General features: G+C 44.3%; 14 protein-coding genes and 1 riboswitch. Of the genes, 8 read left to right on the forward strand and 6 right to left on the reverse strand.

The features are described 5' to 3' along the window. Positions 1 to 29: 29 nt before the first annotated feature. Both glyS and glyQ read right to left on the reverse strand, forming a co-directional pair. Positions 30 to 2,099 carry a glycine--tRNA ligase subunit beta gene (gene glyS / locus Q7657_RS08845; protein ID WP_107167308.1) on the reverse strand — a complete coding sequence of 690 codons (2,070 nt, stop codon included), beginning with the start codon at positions 2,097 to 2,099 and terminating at the stop codon, positions 30 to 32. Between the two features lie 9 nt (positions 2,100 to 2,108). Then, entirely contained in the window at positions 2,109 to 3,020 is a 912-nt protein-coding gene (glyQ, locus tag Q7657_RS08850; RefSeq protein WP_008988303.1) for a glycine--tRNA ligase subunit alpha, read from the reverse strand. Positions 3,021 to 3,310: 290 nt separating this feature from the next. Here glyQ and Q7657_RS08855 point away from each other — a divergent pair, with 290 nt between their 5' ends. The 3 genes from Q7657_RS08855 (at position 3,311) to Q7657_RS08865 (ending at position 5,271) form a co-directional block, all read left to right on the forward strand. Next, complete coding sequence (locus tag Q7657_RS08855) at positions 3,311 to 4,000, forward strand: OmpA family lipoprotein (protein WP_053986517.1); 690 nt, start codon at positions 3,311 to 3,313, stop codon at positions 3,998 to 4,000. A gap of 101 nt (positions 4,001 to 4,101) precedes the next feature. Continuing rightward, a riboswitch (yybP-ykoY riboswitch) is annotated at positions 4,102 to 4,206 on the forward strand. An 88-nt stretch (positions 4,207 to 4,294) separates the two neighbouring features. Further along, a complete protein-coding gene (locus tag Q7657_RS08860; RefSeq protein ID WP_107167309.1) occupies positions 4,295 to 4,852 on the forward strand; it encodes a TMEM165/GDT1 family protein in 558 nt (185 codons plus the stop codon). Between the two features lie 173 nt (positions 4,853 to 5,025). After that, a complete protein-coding gene (locus Q7657_RS08865) occupies positions 5,026 to 5,271 on the forward strand; it encodes a hypothetical protein (RefSeq protein WP_053986515.1) in 246 nt (81 codons plus the stop codon). 83 nt (positions 5,272 to 5,354) lie between these two features. Here Q7657_RS08865 and tusA read toward each other — a convergent pair whose 3' ends face one another. After that, positions 5,355 to 5,603 (reverse strand): sulfurtransferase TusA, encoded by a 249-nt coding sequence (gene tusA / locus Q7657_RS08870; protein ID WP_008988299.1) that lies wholly within the window; start codon positions 5,601 to 5,603, stop codon positions 5,355 to 5,357. Between the two features lie 141 nt (positions 5,604 to 5,744). Between tusA and Q7657_RS08875 the strand changes: the two genes are divergently transcribed. Together Q7657_RS08875 and Q7657_RS08880 are read left to right on the forward strand one after the other, a co-directional pair. Continuing rightward, complete coding sequence (locus Q7657_RS08875) at positions 5,745 to 5,924, forward strand: hypothetical protein (RefSeq protein WP_008988298.1); 180 nt, start codon at positions 5,745 to 5,747, stop codon at positions 5,922 to 5,924. Between the two features lie 118 nt (positions 5,925 to 6,042). Next, positions 6,043 to 6,987, forward strand: coding sequence for a LysR family transcriptional regulator (locus Q7657_RS08880; protein ID WP_107167310.1), 945 nt, complete (start codon positions 6,043 to 6,045; stop codon positions 6,985 to 6,987). A gap of 57 nt (positions 6,988 to 7,044) precedes the next feature. On the opposite strand, the gene acuI is transcribed toward Q7657_RS08880, so the two are convergent. The 3 genes from acuI to fadB all read right to left on the reverse strand — a co-directional run bounded on the left by acuI (position 7,045) and on the right by fadB (position 11,620). Further along, positions 7,045 to 8,025, reverse strand: coding sequence for an acrylyl-CoA reductase (NADPH) (gene acuI / locus Q7657_RS08885; protein WP_008988296.1), 981 nt, complete (start codon positions 8,023 to 8,025; stop codon positions 7,045 to 7,047). A gap of 243 nt (positions 8,026 to 8,268) precedes the next feature. After that, on the reverse strand, positions 8,269 to 9,435 hold the full coding sequence (fadA, locus tag Q7657_RS08890) for an acetyl-CoA C-acyltransferase FadA (protein WP_498827382.1): 1,167 nt from the start codon (positions 9,433 to 9,435) through the stop codon (positions 8,269 to 8,271). A 16-nt stretch (positions 9,436 to 9,451) separates the two neighbouring features. Beyond that, on the reverse strand, positions 9,452 to 11,620 hold the full coding sequence (gene fadB / locus Q7657_RS08895; protein ID WP_107167312.1) for a fatty acid oxidation complex subunit alpha FadB: 2,169 nt from the start codon (positions 11,618 to 11,620) through the stop codon (positions 9,452 to 9,454). 266 nt (positions 11,621 to 11,886) lie between these two features. Between fadB and Q7657_RS08900 the strand changes: the two genes are divergently transcribed. From Q7657_RS08900 to hemG, 3 genes are read left to right on the forward strand one after another with little or no spacing between them, the layout of a single operon-like run. Next, the gene (locus Q7657_RS08900) at positions 11,887 to 12,507 is read left to right on the forward strand and encodes a YigZ family protein (protein WP_107167313.1); all 621 of its coding nucleotides are present in this window, start codon (positions 11,887 to 11,889) and stop codon (positions 12,505 to 12,507) included. A 37-nt stretch (positions 12,508 to 12,544) separates the two neighbouring features. After that, complete coding sequence (locus tag Q7657_RS08905) at positions 12,545 to 14,002, forward strand: TrkH family potassium uptake protein (protein WP_107167314.1); 1,458 nt, start codon at positions 12,545 to 12,547, stop codon at positions 14,000 to 14,002. Between the two features lie 10 nt (positions 14,003 to 14,012). Continuing rightward, on the forward strand, positions 14,013 to 14,549 hold the full coding sequence (hemG, locus tag Q7657_RS08910) for a menaquinone-dependent protoporphyrinogen IX dehydrogenase (RefSeq protein ID WP_107167315.1): 537 nt from the start codon (positions 14,013 to 14,015) through the stop codon (positions 14,547 to 14,549). The last annotated feature ends 57 nt before the right edge of the window (positions 14,550 to 14,606 follow it).

Genomic DNA, 14,606 nt, shown 5'->3' on the forward strand with positions numbered 1-14,606 from the left:
AGCGTGGTTTTAGATAACGTCAGTTAACCTTATTTTTGAAGTAGAGAGATATCTGCTACTTTCAAGAATTGGTTACGTAGTAGGTTAAGCAGTGCTAGACGGTTAACTTTTAGTTTCTCGTCATCAGCCATTACCATTACGTTATCGAAGAAAGCATCAACAGGCTCACGTAGTGATGCCAGCTCTGTTAGTGCTGTTTGGTAGTCACCAGCAGCAAATACTGGTTCAAGCGCAGCAACAACAGCGGTTACTTTCTCTGCTAGCTCTTTTTCAGCCGCTTCGACAAGTAGGCTGTTATCAACCGTAGTCGGTAGCTCACCGTCGAATTTCGCAAGGATGTTACCAACACGCTTGTTCGCTGCTGCTAGTGATTCTGCTGCATCAAGCTCACGGAAGTGGCTTACTGCTTTCACACGCTTATCAAAGTCAGCCGGTTGTGTTGGGTGCATCGCAAGTACGGCTTGGATAACATCAATGCTAAAGCCAGCATCTTGATACCATGCACGGAAACGACCTAACATGAATTCGATAACGTCAGAATCTACATTGTTGTTAGTTAGCTTATCACCGAATAGTGAGTGCGCTTTAGCAACAAGATCAACAAGGTCTAGATCGTAGCCGTTTTCAACGATAATACGTAGTACACCTAGTGATGCACGACGTAGGGCAAATGGGTCACTGCCTTTTGGCGCTTGACCGATACCGAAGATACCTACAATTGTATCTAGCTTATCAGCCATCGCGACTGCTGATGATACTGGTGTGCTTGGTAGTTGGTCACCTGCGAAACGAGGCATGTATTGCTCGTTTAGCGCTAGTGCTACATCTTCTTGCTCGCCATCGTGACGTGCGTAGTGCATACCCATTACACCTTGCGTATCTGTAAATTCAAATACCATCGATGTCATTAGGTCACATTTCGCCAGTAGACCTGCACGCTTCGCGTTATCAACGTCTGCACCGATCTTGTCAGCAATGTAGCCAGCAAGCTCTGTAATGCGATCAGTTTTATCTTTAATCGTACCTAGTTGCTGTTGGAAAATCGCAGTCTCTAGTTGAGGAAGGCGATCAATCAACTTGCTCTTAAGGTCAGTGTTAAAGAAGAACTCAGCATCTGCTAGACGAGGACGAACAACTTTCTCGTTACCTGAGATGATTTGGCTTGGATCGTTAGAGATGATGTTTGATACGAAGATGAACTTAGGTACAAGCTTGCCTTCAGCATCGTAAACAGGGAAGTACTTCTGATCGCCTTTCATGGTGTAAACCAAAGCTTCAGAAGGCACTTTTAGGAACTTCTCTTCAAATGAAGCTGTTAGTACTACAGGCCATTCAACAAGAGAGGTCACTTCTTCAACTAAATCGTCTTCTAGATCGGCTGTACCGCCAACAGCTTGTGCTGCTTTCTGCGCGTCAGCAACAATGATTGCTTTACGTGCGTCATAGTCAGCCATCACTTTACCGCGCTCTTCTAGGATTGCAGGGTATTGATCAGCATTGTCGATAGTAAATTCAGCTTCACCCATAAAACGGTGACCACGGATAGTACGTGCAGAAGCTACACCTAAGATAGTGCCTTCAACTAGCTCGTCACCCAATAGCATGGTCAGTGTTTTCACTGGACGGATAAATTGCGTTTCTTTGTCACCCCAACGCATTGGACGTGGGATAGGTAGCTTAGCAAGAGCTGCTGCTGCTAGTTCAGGAAGTAGTGTTTGTGCCGGTTGGCCTTTTACTTCTTGCTTGAACAGTAGCCATTCGCCTTTGTCTGTTACCATGCGCTCAGCTTGGTCAACAGTAATACCGTTACCACGAGCCCAGCCTTGTGCTGCCTTGGTTGGGTTACCGTCGGCATCAAATGCTGAAGCGATAGCAGGACCGCGCTTTTCAACTACTTTATCAGGTTGGTTTTCAGCAAGGCCTGTTACTTTAAGTGCTAAACGGCGAGGTGCTGCATACCACTTGATACCATCATGCGGTAGATCTGCCGCTTTTAGCTCTGCTTCAAAGTTAGCAGCAAAAGCTTCAGCTAGAGTACGTAGTGCTTTTGGTGGTAGCTCTTCAGTACCTAGCTCGATTAAGAAATTCTTCTGTGTCATGGCGATCCCTTACTTGTCTTTTTTACACATTGGGAAGCCAAGTGCTTCACGAGATGCGTAGTAAGCTTCAGCAACTTGTTTCGTTAAGTTGCGGATACGCAGAATGTAACGTTGACGTTCAGTTACTGAGATCGCTTTACGTGCATCTAATAGGTTAAATGCGTGTGCTGCTTTCAAAATACGCTCGTAAGCTGGCAATGGTAGAGGTTGCTCTAGCTCTAGTAGTTGCGTTGCTTCTTTTTCACATTGGTCGAAGAATGTGAATAGGAAATCGACGTCGGCGTGTTCGAAGTTGTAAGTTGATTGCTCAACTTCGTTTTGGTGGAAGATATCACCGTAAGTCACTTTACCTAGAGGGCCATCTGTCCACACTAGATCGTACACAGAATCAACGTTCTGGATGTACATAGCAAGACGCTCGATACCGTAAGTGATTTCACCTGTTACAGGTTTACACTCAAGGCCACCAACCTGCTGGAAGTAAGTAAACTGTGTTACTTCCATGCCGTTTAGCCAAACTTCCCAGCCAAGACCCCAAGCACCCAATGTTGGGTTTTCCCAGTTGTCTTCAACGAAACGGATGTCGTGCACTTTAGTGTCGATACCTAGTACTTCTAATGAGCCTAAGTACAGTTCTTGAATGTTGTCAGGTGATGGCTTTAGCATCACTTGGAACTGGTAGTAGTGCTGTAGACGGTTAGGGTTTTCACCGTAACGACCGTCAGTTGGGCGGCGAGATGGTTGTACATACGCTGCTGCAATTGGTTCTGGACCTAGAGCACGTAAACATGTCATTGGGTGAGAAGTACCTGCGCCCACTTCCATGTCTAGTGGTTGCACAATAGTACAACCTTGTTGGCCCCAGTAATCCTGCAGCGCGAGGATCATGCCCTGAAAGGTTTTAATATCGTATTTCTGCATTGTCAGCTTCGCGAGATTAGTGGATTAAAAAGAGTAATAATCCAGTATACCTCGCCAGCCCTGAGGCGAGTAGGGGCAGTGCGTGTTTTTTACACATCTTTAAGGGGATTTACCAAAATTCTTCCACGTTCATGCAGTTTTGTTTTGAATTAAGGGAATTTTTACATTCTCTTGATGCCTCATATAGCGTTGTTGATTACAATATGCGACAAATATTTCTGGCTGTTATTGCCAGTATAATAAATTTCTAATTTATCGATTCTATATCGAGCATACGGATACTTAAAAAGATGGCTCAAAATAAAGCAATGGCATCTAAAAAGTGGGTGCGTGCGGCAGTGATTTCTGTTGTCGCTTCTGTAACTATGGCTGGCTGTTCAACAGTGAACCCATACACTGGTGAATCACAAACAGCGAAAGGCACTGGCGGTTCAATCATTGGTGCACTTGCTGGTGCGGCAATTGGTGTGGCTTCTTCTAGTAAGCACGACCGTGGTAAAGGTGCACTTATCGGTGCCGCAGCGGGTGCTGCACTAGGTGGCGGTATCGGTTACTACATGGATGTGCAAGAAGCGAAACTACGTCAGCAGCTAGCATCTTCTGGTATCAGTGTTACTCGTGACGGTAATAACATCATTCTAAACATGCCAAATGAAATCACTTTTGGTTTCGATCAGGCTAACCTAAATGATCGTGCAATGAACGCGCTACACAACGTAGCGTTAGTTGCTAAAGAGTACGAAAAAACACAATTAAACGTACTAGGTTTCACAGATAGCAAAGGCGCAGAATCTTACAACCTTCGTTTATCTCAAGTACGTGCAGACGCAGTAGCTAACTACCTAATCCGTCAAGGTGTAAATGCTAACCGTGTGGTATCTCAAGGTCGTGGCGAAGCAAATCCAATTGCTTCAAACAGCACTGAGAATGGCCGTGCACAAAACCGTCGTGTAGAGATCATTCTATCTCCACTAGGTTAATATTACGGTTAACGTAAATAAACGGCGAGCTTAGGCTCGCCGTTTTTGTATTTATAAAAGGCTAATTAAAGGTTAAATTTTATCCTTTTCTTTGTTAGACTTATCTTTCCTTTGGGGAGTAGCCTCTCGCACCTTGCGAGATAATTATCAACATAATCGAAGCAAAATCTTCGTGGTAATTATGATTTATCCAACGCGATAAATTTGGCAAGACCAACGGCAAACAACACAAACCGGGGTGGGAGTGTATGTTTTGCTATTGGTATCAATTATTCCCACCCCAGAGAGTATGTTGTGAGTGTTTTAGCTATTTCTATTACGTCTGTCGCTCTAGCCGAAATAGGGGACAAGACTCAATTATTATCCCTACTGCTTGCTAGTCGATATCGCAACCCCATTCCTATTATAAGTGCCATTTTTCTTGCGACCATTGTTAATCATGCTTTAGCTGCGTGGCTTGGTGTTGCCATTGCGGATTACTTAACCCCTGAAGTATTAAAGTGGGTATTGGTGGTGAGTTTTGTGCTGATGGCAGGCTGGATATTGATCCCTGATAAACTCGATGATGATGAAAAGCTATCGAATCGTGGACCATTTATCGCTAGCTTTATCGCATTCTTTATTGCTGAAATTGGTGATAAAACCCAAATCGCGACCACCATGCTAGGGGCGAAATACCACGATGCATTAATGTGGGTGGTACTTGGCACTACTATTGGTATGTTATTGGCGAATGTGCCTGTTGTATTAATTGGTAAATTATCCGCTGAAAAAATGCCGCTGGGTTTGATCCGAAAAGTAACAGCTGCGCTATTTTTATTCCTTGCGGTGGCTGCCGGTTTTGGTATGTAAATACATATAAGCGATTAAGTGTTTCACATGAAACTATCGCTTAGCCATAACGGCTGATGTTGCAGTGATTCATAATGAATTGTGATTGCTACATAAGAACCTTATCGTCAGAAGTGCTAGAGTGAAAGCGAATAAACGTAGTGCGTTTCTTTGTTTAAATTGCAGGAGGGAGTATGGCTCGGTTTCTCGCGATTTCACCTAAAAGCCAATGTTGGTTGTTTCACTTTGCATTGGTGCTGAATGTGTTAGGTATGGCTTTGACCGATATGTGGCTGCCGATGGTCGTAGGCGCAATAGTGACGTTATACCTTGCTATTGATTCCTTGGTACGACTTCGTTACGTCATACCGATGAAAAAAGAAATACGTGATTTACACCATGAGCTTGAAGCAATACGTCAGAAGATGAATGATGTGTAGTGTGCTTTTGTTATTGCAATAAAGGTCATCGATATTAAAAAGGCAGCCAGATGGCTGCCTTTTGCTTTATTCAGTATTAGTGTTTAGTTCGCGCCTTTTTGGATCAAAAAGCGATAAGGGACGCTTTCTGTATCTGCTGCAAGCAGCGTGTGATCCATGAAACGGCAGAAGCTAGGAATATCACGCGTGGTTGACGGATCGTCAGCCAATACCAATAGGGTTTCGCCTTCGGCCATTTTCCTTACCGTTTTACGAACCATCATTACTGGCTCAGGGCAGCGTAGTCCTTGCGCTTCTAGGCTATGAGTTGGATTATCAAAAATAGCAGTCATAACATACACATCTTATTAGTAAGCGTCAGATCATACTTATGGACAAGAATTAATCAATAACACTTGGCAAATCAAGATATACTGTGTAACGTAATTAACATGTTGTTAACGTTTCTTTCTGAAGGATTAGGGGGAAGTAGTATGCTGACATCAACGGATAGACTGACAATTTATGCAGTACTGTGCTTCATTTCATTCTGTGCAATTATGCTGACCACCCCAGAGCAAATGGGTATTTTTGCTATCGGTGGGTTGTTTTCAGCAGCACTTGGGCTTTGGTTTGAACTGACCAATGACACTGAATTTGAAGAAGAAAATTAATTCATTCATAACCAACACACCCATCACTTGGGTTTTCCCGCAATTTAAGCGGGATTTTTTTTATCTATCCCGCCATAATATTTCTCTATTTGATTAATTCTGAGTTCTTGAGAGCCTAATGGAATTAGAAGAAGTTTATCGTCGTGACTTAAATTTATTAGTTGCACTCAAAGTTCTGTTGGATGAAGGCAGTGTGAGTCGCGCTGCGGTTCGGTTAAACCTCAGTCAGTCGGCAATGAGTCGGGTACTGGGGCGTTTAAGAGATTTATTACGTGATCCTTTGTTTACTCGCCAAGGGCAAGCATTGATCCCAACCCAACGTGCGTTGGAAATCAATGAGCAGTTAAACGATCCATTAGAGTCGTTACGCATTTTGCTAACGCCGAATGATTTTCAGCCAAGCCTATGTGATCAGCATTTTAAGATCGCCACAACGGACTATGCGATGCAAACCATCTTGCCGTTTGCATTGCCTCGTGTTTATCAAGAAGCACCGAATATTTCCTTAGAGTTCGCGCCATTGCAGCACGATCACTTATTAGAGCAGTTAACCAGTGATGGTTGTGATATGGCGATTTGCCGACCTGTTGGGCCGGTTGAACCGCTTTGTCATGAGCAGTTAGGTTTAGTGAGTGTATTTTGTTTGCTGGCAGAAGATCATCCATTGGCTGATCAGCCGCTAACGTTGGATGATTACTTAACCTATCCCCATGCGATGATTGCGATCAGTGATGGGGTGAAATCACTGATAGATGATGCGCTACGTGGTTATCCTGAACGTAAGATGGTGCTGCGAGCATACCATTTGGAAGCGGCATTGGCGGTGATCAAACAAATGCCATTGATTATTACCGTTCCTGCGGATTTAGCGTATTTAGTGGCAGAGCGTTATAACTTGGTGGTGAAGCCGTTACCGTTCGAGTTTAAGCCATTTGATTATTCATTAATTTGGCATTCACGGTGTGAGCATTCCGCTTCGCAGATCTGGCTGCGTAACATCATCAAAGAAGAATGTAGCCGGTTAATTGAATCGCGTATTCACGATATGGGATTAATTAAATAGCAGGCAATAAAAAGGTCAGCATGATGCTGACCTTATTTATATCAATCGGTGAGTGGATTATAGCTTGATCACAACACGGCCTGTGATTTGACCATTAGTGATCGCCTCTGCGCACTCTGCTACTTCTTCTAGTGCTACTTCACGACATGCTTGTTCAAAGTAGCTTGCTGGTAGTAGCTCAGATAGACGTTGCCATGCTTGTTGGCGTTTCTCGAATGGACACATTACTGAGTCAACACCTTGTAGGCGAACGTTACGAAGAATAAATGGCATTACTGTGGTTGGTAAATCAAAACCGCCAGCCAGACCACAAATAGCCACTGCGCCATTGTAGTTAATTTGGCTTAGTACTTTTGCTAGTACCTTGCTACCTACGGTATCGATAGCACCAGCCCATAGTTGTTTATCTAGTGGGCGAGCTGGCTCTTCAAATACGCTACGCTCAATGATGGTTGTTGCGCCTAGCTTTTTAAGTAGTTCACCGTTTACTTCTGCACGGCCTGTTACTGCTGCTACTTTATAGCCAAGTTGAGATAGTAAGGTAACGGCTACTGAGCCAACACCGCCGCTCGCACCTGTTACTAGGATTTCACCGTCTTCTGGTTTTACATCGGCATCAACAATAGCTTGAACACATAGCATTGCGGTTAAACCAGCAGTACCGATCATCATCGCTTGCTTGCCATCGAACTTTTGCGGTAGTGGCACTAACCAATCAGCGTTAAGGCGTGCTTTTTCAGCCATGCCACCCCAGTGACCTTCACCCACGCCCCAGCCAGTTAGGACAACTTTGTCACCTGCTTTGTAGCGATCATCTGATGATTCAGCCACAGTACCTGTTAAGTCGATACCTGGAACCATTGGGAACTGACGAACAATACGACCTTTACCAGTAATAGCTAAACCATCTTTGTAGTTTAGTGAAGAATAATCAACATCAATTAACACATCACCTTCAGGGAGATCTGATGTCTCAAGTTGGCGAATACCTGCAAGTGTTTTTTTATCTTCTTGTTCTAGTACTAATGCTTTAAACATAGCGATGCTCCGGTAAATTCATGCTCGACAGTGAATATAGGCTAAGTGTATATCGGTTAAGGGGGATGAATAAAATGAAACTTAATCATGGTATCTATGCACGCTAAACATAGATTTGCTGTATTTCTTTTATCTTTTAGTGAGATAGCTTAGTTGAGAGTCATAAAAGAAGAAAAGATAAAGTGGAAATGAAAAAGCTTACCGTGATGGGTAAGCTTTTTATCTATGAAGCTTTAGACTGGATCAATCAACACGTTCAAATACGGTGGCAATGCCTTGGCCAAGGCCGATACACATGGTAGCAAGGCCAAGTTCAACATCATGATTTTCCATTAAGTTGATCAAGGTTGTTGAGATCCGAGAACCAGAACAACCTAATGGATGACCTAAGGCAATCGCACCGCCGTTAAGATTGACCTTTTCATCCATCTTATCAAGTAGTCCTAAATCTTTAGCACAAGGCAGAGATTGGGCTGCAAAGGCTTCGTTAAGCTCAACCATGCCAATATCATCCATGGTGATACCAGCTCGCTTTAATGCTTTTTGAGTGGCAGGAACTGGTCCGTAACCCATTATTGAGGGATCGCAACCAGCCACTGCCATGGATTTAACACGTGCACGAATACGCAGCCCTAAATCTCGGGCATGTCGCTCACTCATAATAAGCATGGCTGAAGCGCCATCGGAAAGGGCGGAGGATGAACCTGCGGTTACTGTGCCATTAACTGGATCAAACACCGGGCGCAATTGGCTAAGTGCTTCAACCGTGGTTTCAGGACGGATCACTTCATCGGTTTCAAAGCGTCTTAAAATGCCATCTTTATCATGCCCTTCAGTGGCAAAGATTTCGTTATTAAATCGCCCTTCAAGGGTGGCAGCATGAGCACGTTGGTGGGAGCGTGCAGCAAAGGCATCTTGCATTTCTCGGCTGATCCCATGCATACGTCCGAGCATTTCTGCGGTTAAGCCCATCATGCCTGCCGCTTTAGCGACAGATTTTGAAAGACCCGGGTGGAAATCCACGCCATGGTTCATTGGTACATGACCCATGTGTTCAACCCCCCCAATGATGCAGGTTTGTGCATCGCCAACCATGATCGCACGGGTTGCATCATGCAGTGCTTGCATCGATGAGCCACATAAACGGTTGACGGTCGTCGCACCGACCGAATGTGGAATACCTGCCAGTAGTGCGGCATTGCGGGCGATGTTAAAACCTTGCTCTAAGGTTTGTTGCACACAGCCCCAGTAGATATCTTCAATATTATTTGGATCCAGTTGCGGGTTGCGTTCAAGTAAGCCTTTCATTAAATGGGCAGAGAGATCTTCTGCTCGAACATTACGATAAGCACCACCTTTTGAACGCCCCATTGGGGTACGGATGCAATCAACAATTACGACGTTATTCATAGTTATCTCCTCATCCTTAAGCGTTCAGGTTGGCGGTGTGGTTATAGTAGGTTTCGCCTTGGGCGGCTTTTTCTCTTAATCCTTGCGGTACTTCATATAGCGCACCAAGGTGAGCATAGTGATCGGCAAGCGCAACGTAGTTTGCCAGTCCTAAGCTATCAAGGTAGCGGAATACACCACCACGGAAAGGAGGGAAGCCCAAGCCATATACCAATGCCATATCAGCTTCTGCTGGCGTGGCAATAATGTTTTCTTCTAAACAGCGTACAACTTCGTTAATCATAGGGATCATCATACGTGCAATGATGGCGTCACTCTCAAATTCAGTTTGTGGCTTACTGACAGGCGCTAACAGTGCATGCGCATCCTCTGAGAGAGATTTTTTAGGCTTGCCTTTTCTATCGAGCGAATAGCTGAAAAAGCCGATCTCGTTTTTCTGACCAAAACGTTGCGCTTCAAACATTACATCAATGGCATCTTTGCCGTTTTTCCCCATACGATCGGGGAAACCTTCTGCCATCACGGTTTGTGCATGGTGAGCGGTATCAATACCCACTACATCAAGGAGATAAGCAGGACCCATCGGCCAGCCAAATTGCTTTTCCATTACGTTATCGACTTGAACGAAATCAGCACCGTCTTGGAGTAATAAGCTAAAGCCAGCGAAATAAGGGAACAGTACGCGGTTAACAAAGAATCCTGGGCAATCATTGACGACGATAGGGGATTTCCCCATTTTCGCTGCATAAGCGACAATACGATCGATCGTTTGTTGTGATGTTTTTTCACCACGAATGATTTCTACCAATGGCATGCGATGTACAGGGTTGAAAAAGTGCATCCCACAGAAGTTTTCCGGACGTTTGAGTGATTGTGCCAGTAGGTTAATAGGGATGGTGGAGGTATTAGAGGCGATCACGGTATCATCGCTAACCTGTGATTCGACATCTGCTAATACCGCAGCTTTGACTTTCGGGTTTTCAACCACGGCTTCGACGACGACATCGACACTGTCAGCACCAGCATAATGTAGGCTAGGGGTAATAGAGGAAAGCACCGATGCCATGGTTAACCCATCAATACGGCCTCGTTCGAGTTTTTTATTCAGTAATTTTGCCGCTTCCGTCATTCCCAATGTCAGTGATGCTTCGGCAATGTCTTTCATAAGTACAGGCGTGCCTTTTAAGGCAGATTGATAGGCGATACCGCCGCCCATAATACCTGCACCTAATACCATTACATGATCGGTGGGTTTGGCTACTTTCGTCGCCTTTTTTGCTTGACTCTTAATGTATTGATCGTTGAGGAAGATGCTCACTAACGCTTCAGCGACATCGGTTTTGGCCAGTTTCACAAAGTGCTGGTTTTCGATGGCAAGAGCTTCATCGCGTGAGCAACGGGCAGCTTGCTCGATGGCTGTCACAGCAGCCATTGGTGCTGGGTAATGTTTGCCAGCGACTTTCGCTACCATGCCTTTTGCGGTGGTAAAGCTCATGGTGGCTTCGATTTTATTTAAACCTAATGGTGCTTGTTTTTGCTGGCGACGTTGTTGCCAATCAAGTTTGCCGTCAATGGCACTTTTGATCATCGCAAGAGCGGCACATTTTAAATTATCGGGTTCAACAACGGCATCAACGAGCCCTAGCTTTAATGCATCTTGGGCTTTTTTATCTTTGCCTGCGGTAATGATCTCCATGGCAGAATCTGCGCCAATCAAACGTGGTAGCCTTACTGTGCCACCAAAGCCGGGCATGATACCTAATTTCGTTTCAGGCAGCCCAATACGAGCTTGGGTATCAGCAACTCGAAAGTCAGTAGCGAGTACACACTCACAGCCACCACCTAATGCATAGCCATTAATCGCAGAGAGCGTTGGCACGGGCAGATCTTCTAGCTTATTAAAGATATCGTTGGCATGAGAGAGCCATTGAGAGAGCTCGGCTTCGGGTTTAGCAAATAAACCGAGGAACTCAGTAATATCAGCACCGACGATAAAGGCATCTTTGGCTGAGGTAATAATAAGTCCTTTTAAATCTGGTTGTTGGTACAAAGTGTTCAGCGCTTGGTTAAAACTTTCCAATGTCGAAATATTGAATTTGTTCACTGGGCCTTGGGCATTCAGGCTGAGCTCTGCGATACCATCTTCCAGATAGCTTACAGATAGGGTTTCACCTTGGTAAATCATGTTCTATCTCCATATCTTCCAGTCTGCGCTGGATCAGGGTGTGATTTAACTGGTTTGACCTGTTGTAGGTATGGTTTAAGTGTGAACTCTGTTAGAAACAAATTCAAACATTAATTTAAACATTTGTTTAACATTTGTGGTGGGTGACTCAACTTCAATACAGGTTGGAATTTTGTGTGAGTTGAAAATAGTGGCTTTGATGTCATCGATACGAGATAGAAAGGAATGTGGTATCCTGCCACCCCTTTTTCACTAAGGCGTTAATAATGTCGAATTCAGAACCTTATCTTGTTCCTACCGCAGATGTGGTATTTGAAGAAGAGATCAAGAAAAGTCGCTTTATTACTTATTTAGCGCATACCCCTAATATAGAAGCGGCAAAACAGTTCGTTCAGCAGATCAAAGAACGTCATCATGATGCCCGCCATAATTGTTGGGCATTTGTCGCAGGGCGTCCAACAGATTCCATGAAGTGGGGCTTTAGTGATGACGGTGAGCCATCGGGGACGGCAGGTAAGCCTATTCTTGCTCAGCTAACAGGCTCTGGTGTAGGTGAAATCACTGCTGTTGTAACACGTTACTATGGCGGGATCCGTTTAGGGACAGGTGGCTTAGTAAAAGCTTATGGTGGTGGTGTACAACAAGCACTGACACGATTAGAAACAAAACAGAAAGTGATCACGTCAGAACTTCAGCTCAGTTGTGAATATAATCAGGTGTCTTTGGTTGAGTCGCTATTAAGTGAATACAACGGCACACAATTACATGCTGATTATGGTAATCAAGTCACTATGCAGATCGAGCTAGATAGTCGTATAGTGGATGAGTTTTGTGCCAAATTAACCAATCGTAGTGGCGGGCGCATTATTGCAGCCTCAGCGTCGTAGTTATTTCTCTATATTTAAGGTGAGAGCCGTTTAGGCCATGCAATTTCGTTCAATTATTCGAATCGTCGGGCTGTTGCTCGCACTCTTTAGTGTCACCATGCTTATTCCCGCATTGGTGGCATTAATTTATCGTGATGGTGCGGGTTTCCCGTTTGTTGTTACGTTCTTTATTCTTATTGCTGGTGGTGCTTCACTTTGGTTGCCAAATAGACGACATCGTCATGAATTAAAAGCCCGAGACGGCTTTCTGATTGTCGTGTTGTTCTGGGTGGTTATCGGTAGTGCTGGTGCAATCCCTTTCTTGTTATCGAAAACCCCTGATTTGTCTGTTGCCGACTCCTTTTTTGAATCCTTTTCCGCACTGACAACCACAGGGGCCACCGTTATCGTTGGTCTTGATCACCTGCCAAAAGCGATTTTGTTTTACCGCCAGCTACTACAGTGGTTTGGTGGTATGGGTATCATCGTATTAGCAGTGGCTATTTTGCCAGTGCTTGGGATCGGTGGTATGCAGCTTTACCGTGCTGAAATTCCAGGTCCGGTCAAAGACAGTAAGATGACTCCCCGTATTGCGGAAACAGCCAAAACCTTGTGGTACATCTATCTAGCATTAACCGTAAGCTGCGCCTTTGCGTTTTGGCTCGCTGGGATGTCAGGCTTTGATGCGATTTCCCATAGTTTCTCAACCATTGCGATTGGTGGCTTCTCAACCCATGATGCTAGTATGGGGTATTTCAACAGCCCAACTATTAACATGATCACCGTGGTGTTCTTGTTAATCTCAGCCTGTAACTTCTCGTTGCACTTTGCCGCCTTTGGTAATGGTGGCGTGCATTTGAAAACCTATTGGCGTGATCCAGAGTTCAGAGCTTTTCTTGGAGTACAGTTTATTTTGTTTGCCATCTGTTTCGGTCTACTTATTAAACACAGCCCGTACGACTCTTACTTTACAGCGTTTGATCAAGCACTATTCCAAACGGTATCGATATCTACCACCGCAGGATTTACGACCACAGGTTTTTCCGACTGGCCATTGTTTTTGCCAGTACTGCTTTTATTCTCCTCTTTTATAGGTGGATGTGCAGGTTCAACCGGTGGTGGGATGAAAGTGATCCGAATTTTATTACTTTCACTGCAAGGGGTACGTGAACTAAAACGTCTTGTACACCCAAGAGCGGTATACACTATTAAGTTAGGTAATAAAGCACTCCCACAACGTGTTGTTGATGCGGTATGGGGATTCTTCTCTGCTTATGCGCTTGTGTTTGTAATTTGTATGTTGGCACTGATTGCAACAGGGCTTGATGAACTGACCGCATTCTCTGCCGTTGCGGCGACATTGAATAACTTAGGCCCGGGCTTAGGAGAAGTCGCTGTCCATTTTGGCGAAATCAACGATTCTGCAAAGTGGATATTAATCATCTCCATGTTATTTGGACGATTAGAAGTCTTTACACTATTAGTTTTGTTTACGCCGACGTTCTGGCGTAACTAAAGAGGTACTTATGGAAAAGGTCTTATTTCTGTTTTCCAGTTGTGAAGGGCAAACCAAGAAAATTTTTAACCATATCGAGCAAGCGCTAGGTGAACAGTACAGCTGTGAGTATATGAATATCCATGATGAGCCTAACGTGGATTTTAGCGCTTATGATCGTGTACTGGTTGGGGCTTCTATTCGTTATGGTCACTTTAATAAGAAGCTCTACGCTTTTATCAATAAATACCAAGCACAATTATCACAAGATAATGTCGCTTTCTTTTGTGTGAACCTGACAGCGCGCAAAGAAGGTAAAGATACCCCAGAGGGAAGTGCATACATTAAGAAGTTCTTAATCAAGTCACCATGGCAACCTGCACTGATTGGGGTTTTTGCAGGAGCACTGAGATATCCACGTTATAACTTCTTTGATCGCACCATGATTAAGCTCATTATGAAAATTACTGGTGGTGAAACAGATACAACCAAAGAAGTTGAATACACCGATTGGCAAAAAGTGAGCGAATTTACTCAAGTGTTTAAGCAACAAGGATGCAGAAAATAGAAGGTTGATTGCTTTTTGATCTAAAAGTGCCTTTTTTTTAAGAAAAGTGAATTATTA

The sequence above is a fragment of the Candidatus Photobacterium acropomis genome (genome assembly GCF_030685555.1).
Classification (GTDB): Bacteria; Pseudomonadota; Gammaproteobacteria; order Enterobacterales; family Vibrionaceae; genus Photobacterium; species Photobacterium lucens.

Excerpts from the sequence above, each read along its gene's own strand:
- Q7657_RS08855 (WP_053986517.1), top strand. The coding sequence starts at position 3,311 with ATGGCTCAAAATAAAGCAATGGCATCTAAAAAGTGGGTGCGTGCGGCA.
- fadA (WP_498827382.1), bottom strand. The coding sequence starts at position 9,435 with ATGAATAACGTCGTAATTGTTGATTGCATCCGTACCCCAATGGGGCGT.
- fadB (WP_107167312.1), bottom strand. The coding sequence starts at position 11,620 with ATGATTTACCAAGGTGAAACCCTATCTGTAAGCTATCTGGAAGATGGT.
- acuI (WP_008988296.1), bottom strand. The coding sequence starts at position 8,025 with ATGTTTAAAGCATTAGTACTAGAACAAGAAGATAAAAAAACACTTGCA.
- glyQ (WP_008988303.1), bottom strand. The coding sequence starts at position 3,020 with ATGCAGAAATACGATATTAAAACCTTTCAGGGCATGATCCTCGCGCTG.
- glyS (WP_107167308.1), bottom strand. The coding sequence starts at position 2,099 with ATGACACAGAAGAATTTCTTAATCGAGCTAGGTACTGAAGAGCTACCA.
- Q7657_RS08875 (WP_008988298.1), top strand. The coding sequence starts at position 5,745 with ATGCTGACATCAACGGATAGACTGACAATTTATGCAGTACTGTGCTTC.
- Q7657_RS08900 (WP_107167313.1), top strand. The coding sequence starts at position 11,887 with ATGTCGAATTCAGAACCTTATCTTGTTCCTACCGCAGATGTGGTATTT.
- tusA (WP_008988299.1), bottom strand. The coding sequence starts at position 5,603 with ATGACTGCTATTTTTGATAATCCAACTCATAGCCTAGAAGCGCAAGGA.
- Q7657_RS08865 (WP_053986515.1), top strand. The coding sequence starts at position 5,026 with ATGGCTCGGTTTCTCGCGATTTCACCTAAAAGCCAATGTTGGTTGTTT.
- Q7657_RS08905 (WP_107167314.1), top strand. The coding sequence starts at position 12,545 with ATGCAATTTCGTTCAATTATTCGAATCGTCGGGCTGTTGCTCGCACTC.
- hemG (WP_107167315.1), top strand. The coding sequence starts at position 14,013 with ATGGAAAAGGTCTTATTTCTGTTTTCCAGTTGTGAAGGGCAAACCAAG.
- Q7657_RS08880 (WP_107167310.1), top strand. The coding sequence starts at position 6,043 with ATGGAATTAGAAGAAGTTTATCGTCGTGACTTAAATTTATTAGTTGCA.